General features: G+C 73.1%; 14 protein-coding genes. 4 read left to right on the top strand and 10 right to left on the bottom strand.

The features are described 5' to 3' along the window. Nucleotides 1-123: 123 nt before the first annotated feature. Nucleotides 124-495: a PLD nuclease N-terminal domain-containing protein gene (locus ACWCYY_RS29410; protein WP_345278936.1), complete on the bottom strand. Its 372-nt coding sequence runs from the start codon at nt 493-495 to the stop codon at nt 124-126. Nucleotides 496-572: 77 nt separating this feature from the next. On the opposite strand from ACWCYY_RS29410, the gene ACWCYY_RS29405 reads away from it, so the two are divergent. Both ACWCYY_RS29405 and mqnP read left to right on the top strand, forming a co-directional pair. Continuing rightward, complete coding sequence (locus ACWCYY_RS29405) at nt 573-2,030, top strand: menaquinone biosynthesis decarboxylase (protein WP_345278934.1); 1,458 nt, start codon at nt 573-575, stop codon at nt 2,028-2,030. Beyond that, nucleotides 2,027-2,926 carry a menaquinone biosynthesis prenyltransferase MqnP gene (gene mqnP / locus ACWCYY_RS29400; protein WP_345278931.1) on the top strand — a complete coding sequence of 300 codons (900 nt, stop codon included), beginning with the start codon at nt 2,027-2,029 and terminating at the stop codon, nt 2,924-2,926. Before ACWCYY_RS29405 ends, mqnP begins: the two co-directional genes overlap by 4 nt. A gap of 48 nt (nt 2,927-2,974) precedes the next feature. Here mqnP and ACWCYY_RS29395 read toward each other — a convergent pair whose 3' ends face one another. The 8 genes from ACWCYY_RS29395 to ACWCYY_RS29360 are packed head-to-tail and all read right to left on the bottom strand — an operon-like array spanning nt 2,975 to nt 10,283. Continuing rightward, nucleotides 2,975-3,421, bottom strand: a complete 447-nt coding sequence (locus tag ACWCYY_RS29395; protein ID WP_449797762.1) for a PIN domain-containing protein — start codon at nt 3,419-3,421, stop codon at nt 2,975-2,977. After that, entirely contained in the window at nt 3,414-3,692 is a 279-nt protein-coding gene (locus ACWCYY_RS29390; RefSeq protein ID WP_449797761.1) for a type II toxin-antitoxin system Phd/YefM family antitoxin, read from the bottom strand. The genes ACWCYY_RS29395 and ACWCYY_RS29390 overlap by 8 nt, the downstream gene beginning before the upstream one ends. Nucleotides 3,693-3,713: 21 nt before the next feature. After that, on the bottom strand, nt 3,714-6,368 hold the full coding sequence (locus ACWCYY_RS29385) for a fumarate reductase/succinate dehydrogenase flavoprotein subunit (protein ID WP_449797760.1): 2,655 nt from the start codon (nt 6,366-6,368) through the stop codon (nt 3,714-3,716). A 28-nt stretch (nt 6,369-6,396) separates the two neighbouring features. Next, nucleotides 6,397-7,104, bottom strand: a complete 708-nt coding sequence (locus ACWCYY_RS29380; RefSeq protein ID WP_345278927.1) for an ABC transporter ATP-binding protein — start codon at nt 7,102-7,104, stop codon at nt 6,397-6,399. After that, nucleotides 7,101-7,874 carry an ABC transporter permease gene (locus ACWCYY_RS29375; protein ID WP_345278925.1) on the bottom strand — a complete coding sequence of 258 codons (774 nt, stop codon included), beginning with the start codon at nt 7,872-7,874 and terminating at the stop codon, nt 7,101-7,103. Before ACWCYY_RS29375 ends, ACWCYY_RS29380 begins: the two co-directional genes overlap by 4 nt. Continuing rightward, nucleotides 7,871-9,259 carry an ABC transporter substrate-binding protein gene (locus tag ACWCYY_RS29370; RefSeq protein ID WP_449797759.1) on the bottom strand — a complete coding sequence of 463 codons (1,389 nt, stop codon included), beginning with the start codon at nt 9,257-9,259 and terminating at the stop codon, nt 7,871-7,873. Before ACWCYY_RS29370 ends, ACWCYY_RS29375 begins: the two co-directional genes overlap by 4 nt. Before the next feature lie 19 nt (nt 9,260-9,278). Then, nucleotides 9,279-9,506, bottom strand: a complete 228-nt coding sequence (locus tag ACWCYY_RS29365; protein WP_345278921.1) for a 4Fe-4S dicluster domain-containing protein — start codon at nt 9,504-9,506, stop codon at nt 9,279-9,281. 24 nt (nt 9,507-9,530) lie between these two features. Next, nucleotides 9,531-10,283 (bottom strand): GntR family transcriptional regulator, encoded by a 753-nt coding sequence (locus tag ACWCYY_RS29360; RefSeq protein WP_449797758.1) that lies wholly within the window; start codon nt 10,281-10,283, stop codon nt 9,531-9,533. A 231-nt stretch (nt 10,284-10,514) separates the two neighbouring features. Between ACWCYY_RS29360 and ACWCYY_RS29355 the strand changes: the two genes are divergently transcribed. Both ACWCYY_RS29355 and ACWCYY_RS29350 read left to right on the top strand, forming a co-directional pair. Then, nucleotides 10,515-10,886, top strand: coding sequence for a VOC family protein (locus tag ACWCYY_RS29355; protein WP_345278957.1), 372 nt, complete (start codon nt 10,515-10,517; stop codon nt 10,884-10,886). Nucleotides 10,887-11,242: 356 nt separating this feature from the next. Next, nucleotides 11,243-12,847, top strand: a complete 1,605-nt coding sequence (locus ACWCYY_RS29350; protein WP_449797757.1) for a YVTN family beta-propeller repeat protein — start codon at nt 11,243-11,245, stop codon at nt 12,845-12,847. A gap of 82 nt (nt 12,848-12,929) precedes the next feature. Here the strand turns inward: ACWCYY_RS29350 and ACWCYY_RS29345 are convergent, their stop codons facing one another. Further along, nucleotides 12,930-13,643: an MOSC domain-containing protein gene (locus ACWCYY_RS29345; RefSeq protein ID WP_345278911.1), complete on the bottom strand. Its 714-nt coding sequence runs from the start codon at nt 13,641-13,643 to the stop codon at nt 12,930-12,932. Nucleotides 13,644-13,708: the final 65 nt, after the last annotated feature.

The raw sequence follows: 13,708 nt of genomic DNA, 5'->3' as shown, positions 1-13,708 counted from the left end.
CGGCGTCAGGCCGGGTGGCAGGTGAAAGAGCAGGTCAGGGCCGGTTTCCGGGCTTGTTGCGGGGAGGTTGCCGCAGGATGAAGCGGGCCCCCGCGGCTCGTAGGGATGCGCCAAAGCGCTCCGTCAGCCCTGGTCGGGGCGGTCCCGGTCGTCCTTCCGGTCCCGCAACTCCTGCTCGCGGCGGCGCAGGTCGGCCTCCCACTGCTTGAGGTGCTCGGCGTCCTGGTCCGCCTGCTGCTTCTTGAGCGAGGCGAGGAACTCCGGGTTGTCGTCCGGGGCCACCGGGGCGGCCGCGGTCCGGGCCGGGCGGAGCGTGCCGCGCTGCTTGCCGGCCACCAGCCAGGCGATCGAGCCGACCAGCGGGAAGAGCAGCACGATGATGATCCAGATCACCTTCGGCAGGTACCTGACCTCCTCCTCCGGAGTGGTCAGGCAGTCGATGAACGCCCAGACCCACAGGGCGAGTACGAGCAGGGGCGGAAGGATCCTCAACACGGTGCGTCTCTCCCCGGAAGCGGCGGACGGGGCCCTCTTGGCGTGGCCAGACTAGCCAGTATCGGATACTGGCCCACATGGCATACGACGATCTCCGTTCGTTTCTCCGGGCCCTGGAGCGAGAGGGCGACCTCAAGCGGATCAAGACCGAGGTCGATCCGCACCTGGAGGTCGGTGAGATCGTCGACCGGGTGCAGAAGGCCAAGGGCCCCGCGCTGCTGTTCGAGAACGTCAAGGGCGCCTCGATGCCGCTGGCGATGAACGTCTTCGGCACCGAGCGCCGGCTCTCCAAGGCGCTCGGCCTCAAGGGCCCCGAGGAGATCGCCGAGAAGATCGCCGGGCTGCTCAAGCCCGAGCTGCCGCAGGGCTTCACCGGCTTCCGGGACGCCTTCGGCAAGCTGGCCTCGATGGCCCACGTGCCGCCGAAGAGCGTGAAGTCCGGCGACGCCCCCGTCCAGGAGGTGGTGCTGACGGGCGATCAGGTCGACCTCGACCGGCTGCCCGCGCTCTTCACCTGGCCGCTGGACGGCGGCTCCTTCTTCAACCTCGGCCTGACCCACACCAAGGACCCGGAGACGGGCGTCCGCAACCTCGGCCTCTACCGGCTGCAGCGCCACGACAAGCGCACCATCGGCATGCACTGGCAGATCCACAAGGACAGCCGCAACCACTACGCGAAGGCCGCCAAGCGCGGCGAGCGGCTGCCGGTCGCGATCGCCTTCGGCTGCCCGCCGGCCGTCACCTACGCCTCCACCGCGCCGCTGCCCGGCGACATCGACGAGTACCTGTTCGCCGGCTTCGTCTCGGGCAAGCGGATCGAGATGGTGGACTGCAAGACCGTCCCGCTCCAGGTCCCGGCCAACGCCGAGGTGGTGCTGGAGGGTTGGCTGGAGCCCGGGGAGATGCTGCCCGAGGGTCCGTTCGGCGACCACACCGGCTTCTACACCCCGCAGGAGCCCTTCCCGGCGCTCACCATCGACTGCGTGACGATGCGGTCCCGTCCGCTGCTGCAGTCCATCGTGGTCGGTCGGCCGCCGACCGAGGACGGGCCGCTGGGCAAGTTCACCGAGCGGTTCTTCCTGCCGCTGCTCAAGATCATCATCCCGGACATCGTGGACTACGACCTCCCCGAGGCCGGCGGCTTCCACAACTGCGTGATCGTCTCGATCGACAAGAAGTACCCCAAGCACGCCCAGAAGGTGATGCACGCCATCTGGGGCGCCCACATGATGTCGCTGACCAAGCTGATCGTCGTGGTGGACGCCGACTGCGACGTGCACGACTACCAGGAAGTCGCCTGGCGGGCGCTCGGGAACGTCGACTACAGCCGCGACCTGAGCGTCGTCGAGGGCCCGGTGGACCACCTGGACCACGCCTCCTACCAGCAGTTCTGGGGCGGCAAGGCGGGCATCGACGCGACCCGCAAGCTCCCCGAGGAGGGCTACACCCGGGACGGAGGCTGGCCCGAGATGGTCAGCTCCGACCCGGCCACCGCCGCCCTGGTCGACCGTCGCTGGAAGGAGTACGGGCTGTGACCTCCGTCGCCGCCGCGCCCGAGCCGGGCAAGGTCCGGGCCTTCCTCAACCTGGTGCTGATCGAGCACTCCGTCTTCGCCCTGCCGTTCGCCTACATCGCCGCCTTCACCGCGATGTACCTGACGGACGGTCGGATGCACTGGGGCGCCCTGGTCCTGGTGACGATCTGCATGGTCGGCCTGCGCACCTTCGCGATGGCCGCCAACCGGATCATCGACCGCGAGATCGACGCCCGGAACCCGCGCACCGCCAACCGCGAACTGGTCACCGGCGCGGTCTCCATGCGCACCGCGTACATCGGCTCCGCGGTCGCCCTGCTGGTCTTCCTCGGCTCGGCCGCCCTGCTCAACCCGCTCTGCCTGGCCCTGGCCCCGGTCGCCGTCGTCCCGATGGTGGTCTACCCGTACGGCAAGCGCTTCACCGACTTCCCGCACGCCATCCTCGGCCTGGCCCAGGCCATGGGCCCGATCGGCGCCTGGCTGGCCGTCACCGGCAGCTGGTCCTGGGACGCCGTCGTCCTCGGCCTCGCCGTCGGCATCTGGATCGGCGGCTTCGACCTGATCTTCGCCACCCAGGACGTCACCGCCGACCGCGCCGAGGGCGTCCGCTCCTTCCCGGCCCGCTTCGGCGTCCCGGCCGCCCTCTACGGCGCCCGCGTCTGCCACACCGTCACCCTCGGCCTGCTGGTCTGGTACGCCCTCCTCACCCACGCGGGCCCGGCCTTCTGGGTAGGCCTGGCGGTGGTGGCCGGCGCCTTCGTCTACGAGCACACCATCGTCAAGCCGCACGACCTCTCGAAGCTCAACCGCGCCTTCTTCACCACCAACGGCTTCGTCGGCATCTCGCTCTTCGTCTTCGCCCTGCTCGACCTGGTCCTGCGCGGCCTGAAGCTCTGACGGTCCGTCGAAGGGGAGGCGCTCGCGAGTGCCTCCCCTTCCGCGTGCTCAGAGGTCGATCGGGAGCAGCCGGAAGGCGGGGTGTGCGGTGAGCGGTCGCACCATGCGGAAGTGTTTCACGTCGAGGGTGAGCAGAGCAGCGGTGCGGAACTCGCGGGCCAGCACGACGTTCATCGCATCCGTGAGCCCGATGTCGGGGTAGGTCTGCATGACGGCCCGGGCGGCCGGGAGGTGGGCGCCGACCTCGGGCACCTCGAAGCGGGAGCGGAGCACACCCTGGGAGATGTAGCCGAGCGCCGTGAGGGCGGCCTGGTTGCCGGCCCGGGCGGTCAGGAGGTAGTCCAACTCGGCCAGCACGAAGGGCGGTACCACGAGATGGCCGAGGCCTCGCAGGGCCTCCCGGCATCGGTCGTGGTGCGGATCACGGGGATTGAAGAAGGCGAGCAGGCCCGAGGTGTCGGCGATGGCCACGGGCACGGGGACGGTCTCAGTCAACGCCGAACCCCCGTGCCATCAGGTCGTCCTGCTCGTCCACGTCCATCGGTGCGAACTCGATGGACGGCGGCTCCTGGAAGTAGGGATCCTCGCCCATCGGGTCCGTGCGGAACCCGTAGGCCGGGGGGTCGTCGGTGCCGTACGGACGCAGTATGGCGACCGGGCGGCCGTTCTTGGTCACGGTGACTGTCTCGCCGGCCTCGACCCGGGCCAGGATCTGGGCGGTCTGCTGGTTGAGCTCGCGCGCCGGAACTTCGCTTGAGATCTCCATGCAGCCAGCGTACTACGCGTACTACGCCTGCTTCAGGGCCAGCCGGGCATAGGCGCGGACGTCCGCGTCGGGGTCGGCGAGGCGGTCGCGCAGGGCCTCGGCGAGGGCGGCGGCGTGCGGGGCCGCGGCGCGGACGGCGGATTTGCGGACGTCGGCCTCGGGGTCGGTGAGGTAGGGGAGCAGGGCGTCCAGGGCGGCGGCGGAGCCGAGGGCGGTGGCGGCGGTCCTGCGGACCTGCCAGGCGGGGTCGGGGGTGGTGGCCAGGGTCAGGAGGGGGTCGGGGCAGTTGAGGCCGGCCGCGCCCTGGAAGGCGGCGGCGCGGACCAGGGGGTCGGGGTCGGTGGCGAGGGTGGTGAGGGTGGGGACGGCGACGGGTGAGGCGATGGTGCCCAGGCCCTCGGCGGTGGCGACCCGGACCTCGCGGGCGCCGTCGGCGGCGAAGGGGAGCAGGGCCGGGGCGGCGTCGAGGGAGACCAGGCCGTGGACGGCCTGGAGGCGGACGGGGACCGCGGGATCGCGGAGTGCGGAGGCGTAGAGGGGGAGTTCGCCCGTGCGCAGGGCGCGGGAGAGTTCGAGCACGCCCGCGCGCACCACCGGGTCGGGGGAGGCCGCGTGCGGGAGCAGGGCGGGGCCGAGCGAGGCGGTGAGGACGGGGAGCAGCTCGCGCAGGGCGGCCACCGCGGCGGTGCGCACGGAGGCGTCGGCGTCGGCCAGGGTGCGGGCGAGGGCGGCCCCGGTGCCGTCCGAGGGGTGCTCGGTGGTGAGGGCGACGGCGGTGCGGCGGACCTCGGCGGCCGGGTCGTGGAGGTAGGGGAGGAGCTCGGGGAGGGTGGGCTCGTCGAGGAGGAGCAGCGAGCGGAGGACGGGGGAGGAGGCGGCGGTGGGGGCGGAGGCGGTGGCCGGGCTGACGGTGGCTCCGGTCCGGCCGACCACCAGCGGGTGCACCTCGCCGAGGACGGTGACGGGGAGGGCCGGGGGCACGAGGCCGTCCACCGGCACCAGGTAGGGCGCGACCGGCCGGGTCAGGAACTCCATCGTCCCGGCCGCGGTCCGGCGCAGGTTGAGGTGGCTGAACCAGCGCTCGTCGTCCCGCCCGGGGTGGTCGACCCGGGAGTGGTAGAGGCCCCAGCGGCTCTCGGTGCGGGCCAGCGAGGAGCGGGCGGCCATCTCGGCGCAGTCCCGGATGAAGTCGACCTCGACGGCCCGCATCAGCTCGTGCGGGGTGCGGGCGCCGATCCCGGCCACCTCGCCGCGCATCCGCTCGAAGTGCTCCAGCGCCACCGACAGCCGGGCCCCGGTCTTCGGCGGCGCCACGTAGTCGTTGACGAAGCGTCGGAGCTTGTACTCCACCTGCGGCTGCGGCGGCCCGTCCGGGTTGCGCAGCGGACGGTAGATCAGTTCGTGGGCGGCGGCCACCTGGTCGAGGGGGAGCGGGGCCCGGGCGGACGGCAGGTGGGCGGCGGCATGGGTCCCCGCCAGGTCCCCGAAGACGAAGGCGCCGATCATGTAGTTGTGCGGCACGCAGGCCAGGTCCCCCGCCGCGTACAGCCCGGGCACCGTGGTGGCCGCGTTCTCGTCCACCCAGACCCCGCTCGCGGAGTGGCCGCCGCACAGGCCGATCTCGGAGATGTGCATCTCGATGTCGTGGGTGCGGTAGTCGTGCCCGCGCCCGGCGTGGAAGGTGCCCCGGGTGGGGCGTTCGGTGGTGTGCAGGATGCCTTCCAGCGCCTGCACGGTCTCCTCCGGCAGGTGGGTGGTGCGCAGGTAGACCGGGCCCCGGTCGGAGGCCACCTCGGCGGCGAACTCGGCCATCATCTGCCCGGACCAGTAGTCGGAGTCGACGAAGCGCTCGCCGTGCCGGTTCACCTGGTAACCGCCGAAGGGGTTGGCCACGTACGCGCAGGCGGGCCCGTTGTAGTCCTTGATCAGCGGGTTGATCTGGAAGCACTCGATGCCGCTCAGCTCGGCGCCCGCGTGGTACGCCATCGCGTAGCCGTCCCCGGCGTTGGTCGGGTTCTCGTACGTCCCGTAGAGGTAGCCGCTGCTGGGCAGGCCGAGCCGGCCGCAGGGGCCGGTGGCCAGCACCACCGCCCCGGCCGAGACGGTGACGAACTCCCCGCTGCGGGTGTCGAAGGCGGCCGCGCCGACCGCCCGGCCGCCGGCGGTGAGCACCCGCACCGGCATCACCCGGTTCTCGATGGTGATCCGCTCGCGCATGTGACGCTGCCTCAGCACCCGGTAGAGCACCTTCTTGACGTCCTTGCCCTCCGGCATCGGCAGCACGTACGAGCCGCTGCGGTGCACCTGGCGGACCTGGTACTCGCCGTACTCGTCCTTCTCGAACTTGACCCCGTACCCCTCCAGCCGCCGCACCATGGCGAAGCCCCGGGTGGCGGTCTGCCGCACCGTCCGCTGGTCCACGATGCCGTCGTTGGCCCGGGTGATCTCGGCGACGTAGTCGTCCGGCTCGGCCCGGCCGGGGACGACGGCGTTGTTGACGCCGTCCATGCCCATGGCCAGCGCGCCGGAGTGGCGGACGTGGGCCTTCTCCAGCAGCAGCACGGTGGCCCCCGCCTCGGCGGCGCTGATCGCGGCCATCGAGCCGGCGGTGCCGCCGCCGATCACCAGCACGTCGCACTCCAGGCGGCGGGCCTCGGACAGCTCGGGGATCTGCATGGGTCGACGTGCCTTTCGGAGGAGGGGTTCAGGAGAGCGTGGCGAGCAGGTGGTCGCGCAGCTCGGGGCGGGCGGCGGACGGGCGGGGCACCTCGTGCAGGGCCAGCAGGCGGCCGCCGCCGAGCACCGCGACCCGGTCGCCGAGCAGCAGTGCCTCGTCCACGTCGTGGGTGACGAAGACCACCGTGCAGCCCTCCTTCTCCCGTACGGTGAGCAGGAGTTGCTGCATCGCATGCCGGTTCTGCGCGTCCAGCGCGCCGAACGGCTCGTCCATCAGCAGCGCCCTCGGCGAGCCGGCCAGCGCCCGCGCCAGCTGGACGCGTTGCCGCTGCCCGCCGGACAACTGCCGTGGCAGCCGGTCCTGGTGGTCTTCCAGGCCGACCCGCCGCAGCCAGCCGAGGGCCGGTTCCCGGCGTTCCGGCCGGCGCAACCCGGCGATGGCCAGCGGGAGTTCGACGTTGCGGCGGGCGCTGCGCCAGGGCAGCAGGCCGTCCTCCTGGAAGACCAGGGCGCGCTCGGCGGAGGGGCCGCGCAGCGGGGCGCCGTCGGCCAGCAGCTCGCCGCCGGTCGGCGGCAGCAGGCCGGCCAGGGCGCGCAGCAGGGTGGACTTGCCGCAGCCGGAGGCACCCAGCACGGTGAGCAGTTCGCCGGGGGCGACGTCCAGGTCCAGGCCCTCGACCACGGGGTGCCCGGCGTGCCCGAGCGAGAGCCCCCGGGCGGTCAGTCGCAGGCTCATCCGGCACCTCCGGGGCGCGGCGGCAGCCAGGCGGTCAGCCGGCGGCCGAGCAGTTCGACCGCGCCGGAGGTGAGCCAGCCGAGCAGGCCGATGGTGACGATGCCGACGAACACGCCGGGGTAGTCCAGCACGGTGTACGCCTGCCAGGTGCGGTAGCCGACGCCGAACTGACCGGAGATCATCTCGGCCGAGATCACGCAGATCCAGGAGACCCCGAGGCCGACCGAGAGCCCGCCGACCACCCCGGGCAGGGCGGCCGGCAGCACCACGCTCCACAGCACCCGCCCGCGGCCGCCGCCCATGGTGCGCACGGCCTCCTCCCAGAGCGGCGGCACGGCCCGCACCGCGTGCCGGGTGGCCACCGTGACGGGGAAGAAGGCGGCGGCGAAGGTGATCGCCACGATGCCCTGCTCGTTCTCGGGGAAGAGCATGATGGCGACGGGCACCAGCGCGATCGCCGGGACCGGCCGGACCACCTCCAGCACCGGGCCGAGCAGGTCGGCCGCCCAGCGCGAGCGGGCGGTGAGCACCCCGGCGGCCACGCCGAGCAGCCCGGCCAGCAGGAAGCCGGTGCCGATCCGGCGCAGACTCTCCGTCAGGTCCTGCCAGTACTCCTCGGTGCCCAGCCGCAGGCCGAAGGCGTGCCAGACCTGGACGGCCGTCGGCAGGTGGTCGAAGCGCACCCAGAGCCGGACGTGCCGCGCCGTCAGCAGCTGCCAGAGCCCGACGGCGGCGAGCAGCGCGGCCAGCCGCACCAGGCGCCGGGTCATGAGGCGGCCAGGGCTTCCCGGTAGGAGAGCTGCCGGGCGTCGGGGTGCGCGGCCAGGTACGCCTTCGCGCCGTCCTCGGTGGTGAACGGCAGCAGCTTCGCCCCGTCCCGCACCCACAGGTCGTGGTCGGCGAACCACCGGGTGCCGGTGGCCGCGTCCGGCACGTAGGCGGCGCGGAGCTTCTTCCCGCCCGCCTCGGCGGCCTTCACGGCCTTCAGCAGGCAGCCCGGGTCGGCGGCCGGCCGGGTGGACTCCTCGCCCTCCAGCCAGAGTTCACCGGCCAGGGCCGGGTCGGTGACCGGCAGGCCGCAGAGCTCGTCGGTGCCGGTGATCCGGGCCGGCGGGACGGCCGGGAGCGCGGCCTTCGCCAGGTAGGAGGGGTCGACGAAGGCGTCCAGGTCCAGCGCCTTGAGCACGCCGACCGACTTGAGGAAGGGCACGTCCTCGCGCAGCGCGGTGAGCAGCTCGGGGCGGAGCTCGGTGCCGAAGGTGGCGATGCCGTTGGGGCCGTTGTACAGGTGCACCACCTCGGCGGGCAGGCCGGTGGCCTCGGCGACCTTCCGACTGGCGGCCAGCGGCTGCTCGTTGAGGTACTCGGTGGCATCCTGCTGGGCGGCCAGGAAGGCGTTCACCACCTCGGGCCGCTCGGTGCCGAACTTCTGCCGGACCACCACCCCGTGCAGGGTGGGCCTGGCCAGCGCGGCGCCGTCGTAGAGCAGCCGCCCGTCCCCGGCGAAGACCACCGCGCCGGGCCAGGCGACGAACTGGGCCAGCGCGTCCACGCCGCCCGCCTTGAGGGCCGAGGCGCCGACGGCCGGCTGCTGGTTCTGCTTCTGGATCCCGTCGTCCGGCACTCCGGCCTTGCGCAGCGCCTGCACCAGGGTGCCGTCGGCGGCCGAGCCGACCGAGGTGGAGACCTTCCTGCCCTTCAGGTCGGCCAGGGTGTGCGCGGGCGAATCCTTGGGCACCACCACGGAGTTGAGCGCACCCAGCAGGTTGTAGCCGGTCACCGAGACCAGCCGGGTGCCGGGGCCGCCGGCCTCCTGGGCGCGGGAGCCGTTGATCAGCAGCGGGTAGTCGCCCATCGAGCCGATGTCGGTCTTGTCGGCGAGCATCTGTGCGGTGATCGGGGCGCCGGAGTCGTAGTCCTGCCAACTCACGGTGTAGGTCTTGCCGTTCTGCTTCCCGAGCTCGGCCAGGCGCTGCTCGAAGTACCCCTGGGCGCGCAGCAGGGTGCCGGCCGTGACGGTGTTGATGGTCTTGGACTGGTAGCCCACCACCACCTGGACGGTGCTGCCGCCCCCGGCCGCCCCGTCGGCGGAGGAGCAGGCGGTGGCGGCGGTCAGCGTCGCGGCGGCCAGCAGGGCGCCGGTGCGTGCTCTCATGGTCTGGGGGCTTCCTCAACTATCGGAGCAGATAGGGCATGTTGACGGTGACCGCCCCGGTGGGGCAGCGGGCGGCGCACGGGCCGCAGTACCAGCACTCGTCCACGTGCATGTAGGCCTTGCCGTTCTCCTGGTCGATGGCCAGCGAGTCCAGCGGGCACATCTCCACGCAGAGCGTGCAGCCCTCGATGCAGAGCGAGGCGTCGATGGTCACGGGCACGTCGGAGCGGTGGTCGGCGAGTGCCATGGGGTTGCCTCTCGGGAGGGTGTGTCAGGGGAGGTCGCGCAGCAGCTGCCCGCGCATGGTGAGCCGGTCGCCGCGGAAGCGCACGTACTCCAGGTCGACGGGGCGTCCGTCGGCCAGGGTGGTCAGCCGCTCCAGCATCAACAGGGCGGCGCCGCGCGGGACTTCGAGCACGGTGGCGGAGTGCGGGTCGGCGTTGACCGCCTCCAGGGTGATGTCGGCCCGGCCGAGCGGCTGGCCGGCCACCTCCTCGATCAGCCGGAAGATGTCCTGCCCGGCCAGGTCGGCGGCGTCCAGCTCCGCCCCGATGTCCGGGGCCAGGTAGGTGAGGTCGAGCGAGAGCGGCAGCCCGTTCAGCCGTCGCAGCCGCTCCACGTAGACCACCTCGGCGCCGTCCGGCAGCCCGAACCGCCGGGCCACCGGGCCGGGGGCCCGGACCGGGCCGAACGCCCGCACCTCGTTGACCACGTCGCCGTGCTCGTGCAGGGTCTCGGCCAGGCCCTCCAGCCGGTTCAGGCCGTGCGGTACCTTCTCCGCCACCACCTGGGTCCCGGAGCCGGGCACCCGGCGGATCAGGCCCTCCTCGCGGAGCAGGTCCAGCGCCTCCCGGACGGTGTTCCGGGACGTGCCGAACTCCTCGGCCAGCCGGTCCTCGTGCGGCAGCGAACGGGCCGCCCCCCGGCCGTCCAGCACCTGGCGGCGCAGCACGTCGGCCACCTGCCGGGCGCGGTCGGCGCGCAGCCGCCGGGCCGTCGGTCGGGTGCCGTTCTCGCTGGTCATCGCGGTGCTCCGAGGGGGAGGGGGTCGGTTCGCCAGAACCCTAGGGCCGTACCGGCGGGTTTTTCGTTGCGGCGGCATTACGCCACCTGACGGTCCGTCTCCACCCGCCTGGCCTGCGGCGATTCCGGTACGGCCGGCCGTACTGCCACCGCGGCGCCGTGTCGGGACGGGCCCGGCGGGCGGGCGCGCGGGATGCTGGGGGCACCGGTGTCCGAGCCTTGGGAGCACATGATGATCGGCAAGCTGCAGTGCGTGGTGCTGGACTGCCACTACCCGGCGGGGCTGGCCCACTTCTACGCCGAGCTGCTCGGCGGCGAGCTCGACCGGCCGGACCCGCGCTGGTCCCTGGACGAGGAGTGGTCCACCGTGCACGTGCCCGGCGGGATGGTGCTGGGCTTCCAGCGGGTGGAGGACTACCGCCCGCCGATGTGGCCGGACCCGGCCCACCCCCAGCAGCTCCACCTGGACGTGGAGGTGGCGGACCTGGACGAGGCCGAGACGCGGGTGCTGGCACTCGGCGCGGTCCGCAAGGACGTCGAGACCGGCTGGCGGGTCTACGTGGACCCGGCGGGGCACCCCTTCTGTCTGGTGAAGGCGCACTGATCGTTCGGGTGTTCCCCGCGCGCAGCTCGGTGCACGGCGCGTTTCGTGCGGCGCGCGCCGGTCGAATTCTCGCGCGCCGCCTGCTGCGAGCGCTGTGGCAGATGTGACTGATGGGGCGCAGATCGACTCATGAGGTGCCCCACGTCCCAGGGGTACGGCGGCACACCGGGTGCAGGTGGTGTGGACGGTCGGTGGGGGAGGTGTGACGGACGCCCGGTGTCCGGCGTTCGATGGACGCGCCCGGCGCGGGCCGCCTACAACGGATGGCGTCCAGCGGGGGGCGCGTCAACTGTGTGACGGTCCACCGCCGTTGACGCCACCCTTGCCTTCCAGGCGTCCGAGTAGAGAGACCACCCATGCCCATATCCGCTGTACTGCGCCGCCCGGCGGCAGCCCTCACGGCGCTGCTGCTGACCGCCCCGCTCGCCGCCGCCGCCACCCTGGCCGCGCCGGGCACCGCGCACGCGGCCGTCGGCACCGGCCACCTGTACGTGGCCAACTCCGGCACCGACGACGTCTCCGTGGTGGACACCGCCACCGGCACGGTGACCGCCACCGTGCCGGTCGGCGACGCCCCGCGCGGCGTGGCGGCCGCCCCCGACGGCGGCCGGGTCTACGTCGCCGACAGCGGCTCGGACGCGGTCTCGGTGATCTCCACCGCGAGCAACACGGTGACCGCCACCGTCCCGGTCGGTGACGGGCCCAACGGACTGGCCGTCAGCCCCGACGGCTCCCGGGTCTACGTGGCCGACTTCAACGCCAACACCGTCTCGGTGATCGACACCGCCAGCAACACCGTGGCGGTCACCGTCCCGGTCGGCTCCCAGCCGTTCAACCTGGCGGTCACGCCCGACGGTTCGCGGGTCTACGTGGCGGACTCCGACTCCAACACCGTCTCGGTGATCGACACCGCCGGCGCCACGGTGACCGCCACCATCCCGGTGGCCCAGTTCCCGGAGGCCGTCGCGGTCAGCCCCGACGGCAGCAAGGTCTACGTCGGCGGCTACAGCAGCGCCACCCTCAACACCATCGACACCGCCACCAACACCGTGGTCGCGGCCCTGTCGGTCGGTGCGGGCACCAACGCGGCGGTGGTCTCACCGGACGGCGGCAGCCTCTACCTCGGCAGCTTCAACGCCGCCGCCAACCTGACCGTGGTGGACACCTCCACCCAGACCGTCAGCGGCAGCCTGGCGGCCGGCAAGGTGCGCGGCGTCGCGCTGGACCCGAGCGGCGCCACCCTCTACGCCACCGACTTCCCGGGTGACCGGGTCTCCGTGGTCGACACCGCCACCCGCACCCTGACCGCCGTCGTCCCGGTCGGCACCGACCCGTACGGCCTGGCCTTCGTCCGCCCGCAGGCCCCGGTGCCCGCCCCCGTGGTCTCCGGCATCAGCCCGTCGAGCGGCCCGGCCGCCGGCGGCACCGTGGTCACCGTCGACGGCACCGGCCTGTCGGGGGCGAGTTCGGTCAAGTTCGGCTCCACCGAGGCCAGTTCGTTCAGCGTCGCGACCGACAACCGGCTGACCGCGGTCGCCCCGGCGGGCACCGGGACGGTCGACGTCACCGTCACCACCCCGGGCGGCAGCAGCGCCACCTCGGCGGCCGACCGCTTCACCTACACCGTGGTCACCGACCCGGGCACCCCGCACTCCACCGCGCTGAGCGCCGCACCCACCCTGTTCTCGGTCGGCGCGGGCGGCCTGACCGTCGGCCTGACCCTCTCCGCCACCCTGACCGACACCACCGCCCACCTCCCGGCGGCCGGACAGACCGTCAGGTTCACCGTCGGAAGCGCCACCGTCTGCACCGCCGTCACCAACGCCCACGGCACCGCCACCTGCAGCGGCCTGGTCCCGTTGCTCACCGTGGTGCTGGCCGGCGGCTACCAGGCCACCTTCGCCGGCACCCCGGCCCTCAAGCCCGCCACCGCCCGGGCCGGCCTGATCCGGCTCGGCTGACCCTCCCGGGCACGGCACGCCGCACGGGGGTCGACGGAGTCTCCGCCGGCCCCCGTGCGGCGTCGTGGTCCTGCGGCGCCGGTCAGTCCTCCAGGGTGAGCCGGTCGCCGATCCGGAGGCGGCCCGGGTGGGCGACGGTGGCCAGGGCGTCCAGGCGACCGTCGTGGGCGTGGTCGATGGTCTTGAGGATCTCCGGCGCGTGCGGCAGGCCGGGCTGGGCGGTGCCGGACATGACGCACCGTTCGCTGGAGCGGACGAAGGCCAGCACCAGCCCGGTGGGGGTGGCCGCGCTGCGGCCGAACCAGGTGTCCTCGGTGAACGGGGCGGTGCCCGGCGGGGTGCGCAGCAGCACGTTCGGCCGGAACCGGCGCTCGTCCACGGCGGTCTCCGGCAGCTCGGCGCGCAGCCAGTCCAGGGTGGCGGTGGTCAGCACGCTGACCGGTAGCTGGTCGAAGTGCGAGACGGTGTCCTCCCGGGCCAGCTCCACGTCCTCGCGCTGGAGGTAGGCGCGCAGGAAGGCGTCCGGATCGGGGACGGGCTTGCCCAGCGGGTCGAGCAGTTCGGGGGCGGTCAGCCGGGTGCCGAGCCGCGAGCCCAGCCGCAGCAGCCCGTCCATCCGGCGGAACCTCCGGGTGGACTTCCCGGAGCCGAGCTTTCCGGCCCCGTCCCGGACGGCGTACAGCCGGTCGCCCGCCAGCCCGCGCTCGTCCACCTCCACGGAGTCGAGTCGCTCGCCCCCGGTCGACTTGACCGGGTAGCGCCACAGCCGCTCGATCACGCCGATGATCTCTGCCATGACGAGAGCGTAGCGGCGGCACCGGAAGTTGGTCTAGACCATGACAGCCCGACCGGCCGGGTACC

It is taken from the genome of Kitasatospora sp. NPDC001664 (assembly GCF_053596675.1).
The sequence above is the reverse complement of the archived record's forward strand: the minus strand, read 5'-3'. Positions and strand labels throughout refer to the sequence as shown.

Excerpts from the sequence above, each read along its gene's own strand:
- ACWCYY_RS29405 (WP_345278934.1), top strand. The coding sequence starts at position 573 with ATGGCATACGACGATCTCCGTTCGTTTCTCCGGGCCCTGGAGCGAGAG.
- ACWCYY_RS29390 (WP_449797761.1), bottom strand. The coding sequence starts at position 3,692 with ATGGAGATCTCAAGCGAAGTTCCGGCGCGCGAGCTCAACCAGCAGACC.
- ACWCYY_RS29385 (WP_449797760.1), bottom strand. The coding sequence starts at position 6,368 with ATGCAGATCCCCGAGCTGTCCGAGGCCCGCCGCCTGGAGTGCGACGTG.
- ACWCYY_RS29380 (WP_345278927.1), bottom strand. The coding sequence starts at position 7,104 with ATGAGCCTGCGACTGACCGCCCGGGGGCTCTCGCTCGGGCACGCCGGG.
- ACWCYY_RS29375 (WP_345278925.1), bottom strand. The coding sequence starts at position 7,874 with ATGACCCGGCGCCTGGTGCGGCTGGCCGCGCTGCTCGCCGCCGTCGGG.
- ACWCYY_RS29370 (WP_449797759.1), bottom strand. The coding sequence starts at position 9,259 with ATGAGAGCACGCACCGGCGCCCTGCTGGCCGCCGCGACGCTGACCGCC.
- ACWCYY_RS29365 (WP_345278921.1), bottom strand. The coding sequence starts at position 9,506 with ATGGCACTCGCCGACCACCGCTCCGACGTGCCCGTGACCATCGACGCC.
- ACWCYY_RS29360 (WP_449797758.1), bottom strand. The coding sequence starts at position 10,283 with ATGACCAGCGAGAACGGCACCCGACCGACGGCCCGGCGGCTGCGCGCC.
- ACWCYY_RS29355 (WP_345278957.1), top strand. The coding sequence starts at position 10,515 with ATGATCGGCAAGCTGCAGTGCGTGGTGCTGGACTGCCACTACCCGGCG.
- ACWCYY_RS29350 (WP_449797757.1), top strand. The coding sequence starts at position 11,243 with ATGCCCATATCCGCTGTACTGCGCCGCCCGGCGGCAGCCCTCACGGCG.
- ACWCYY_RS29345 (WP_345278911.1), bottom strand. The coding sequence starts at position 13,643 with ATGGCAGAGATCATCGGCGTGATCGAGCGGCTGTGGCGCTACCCGGTC.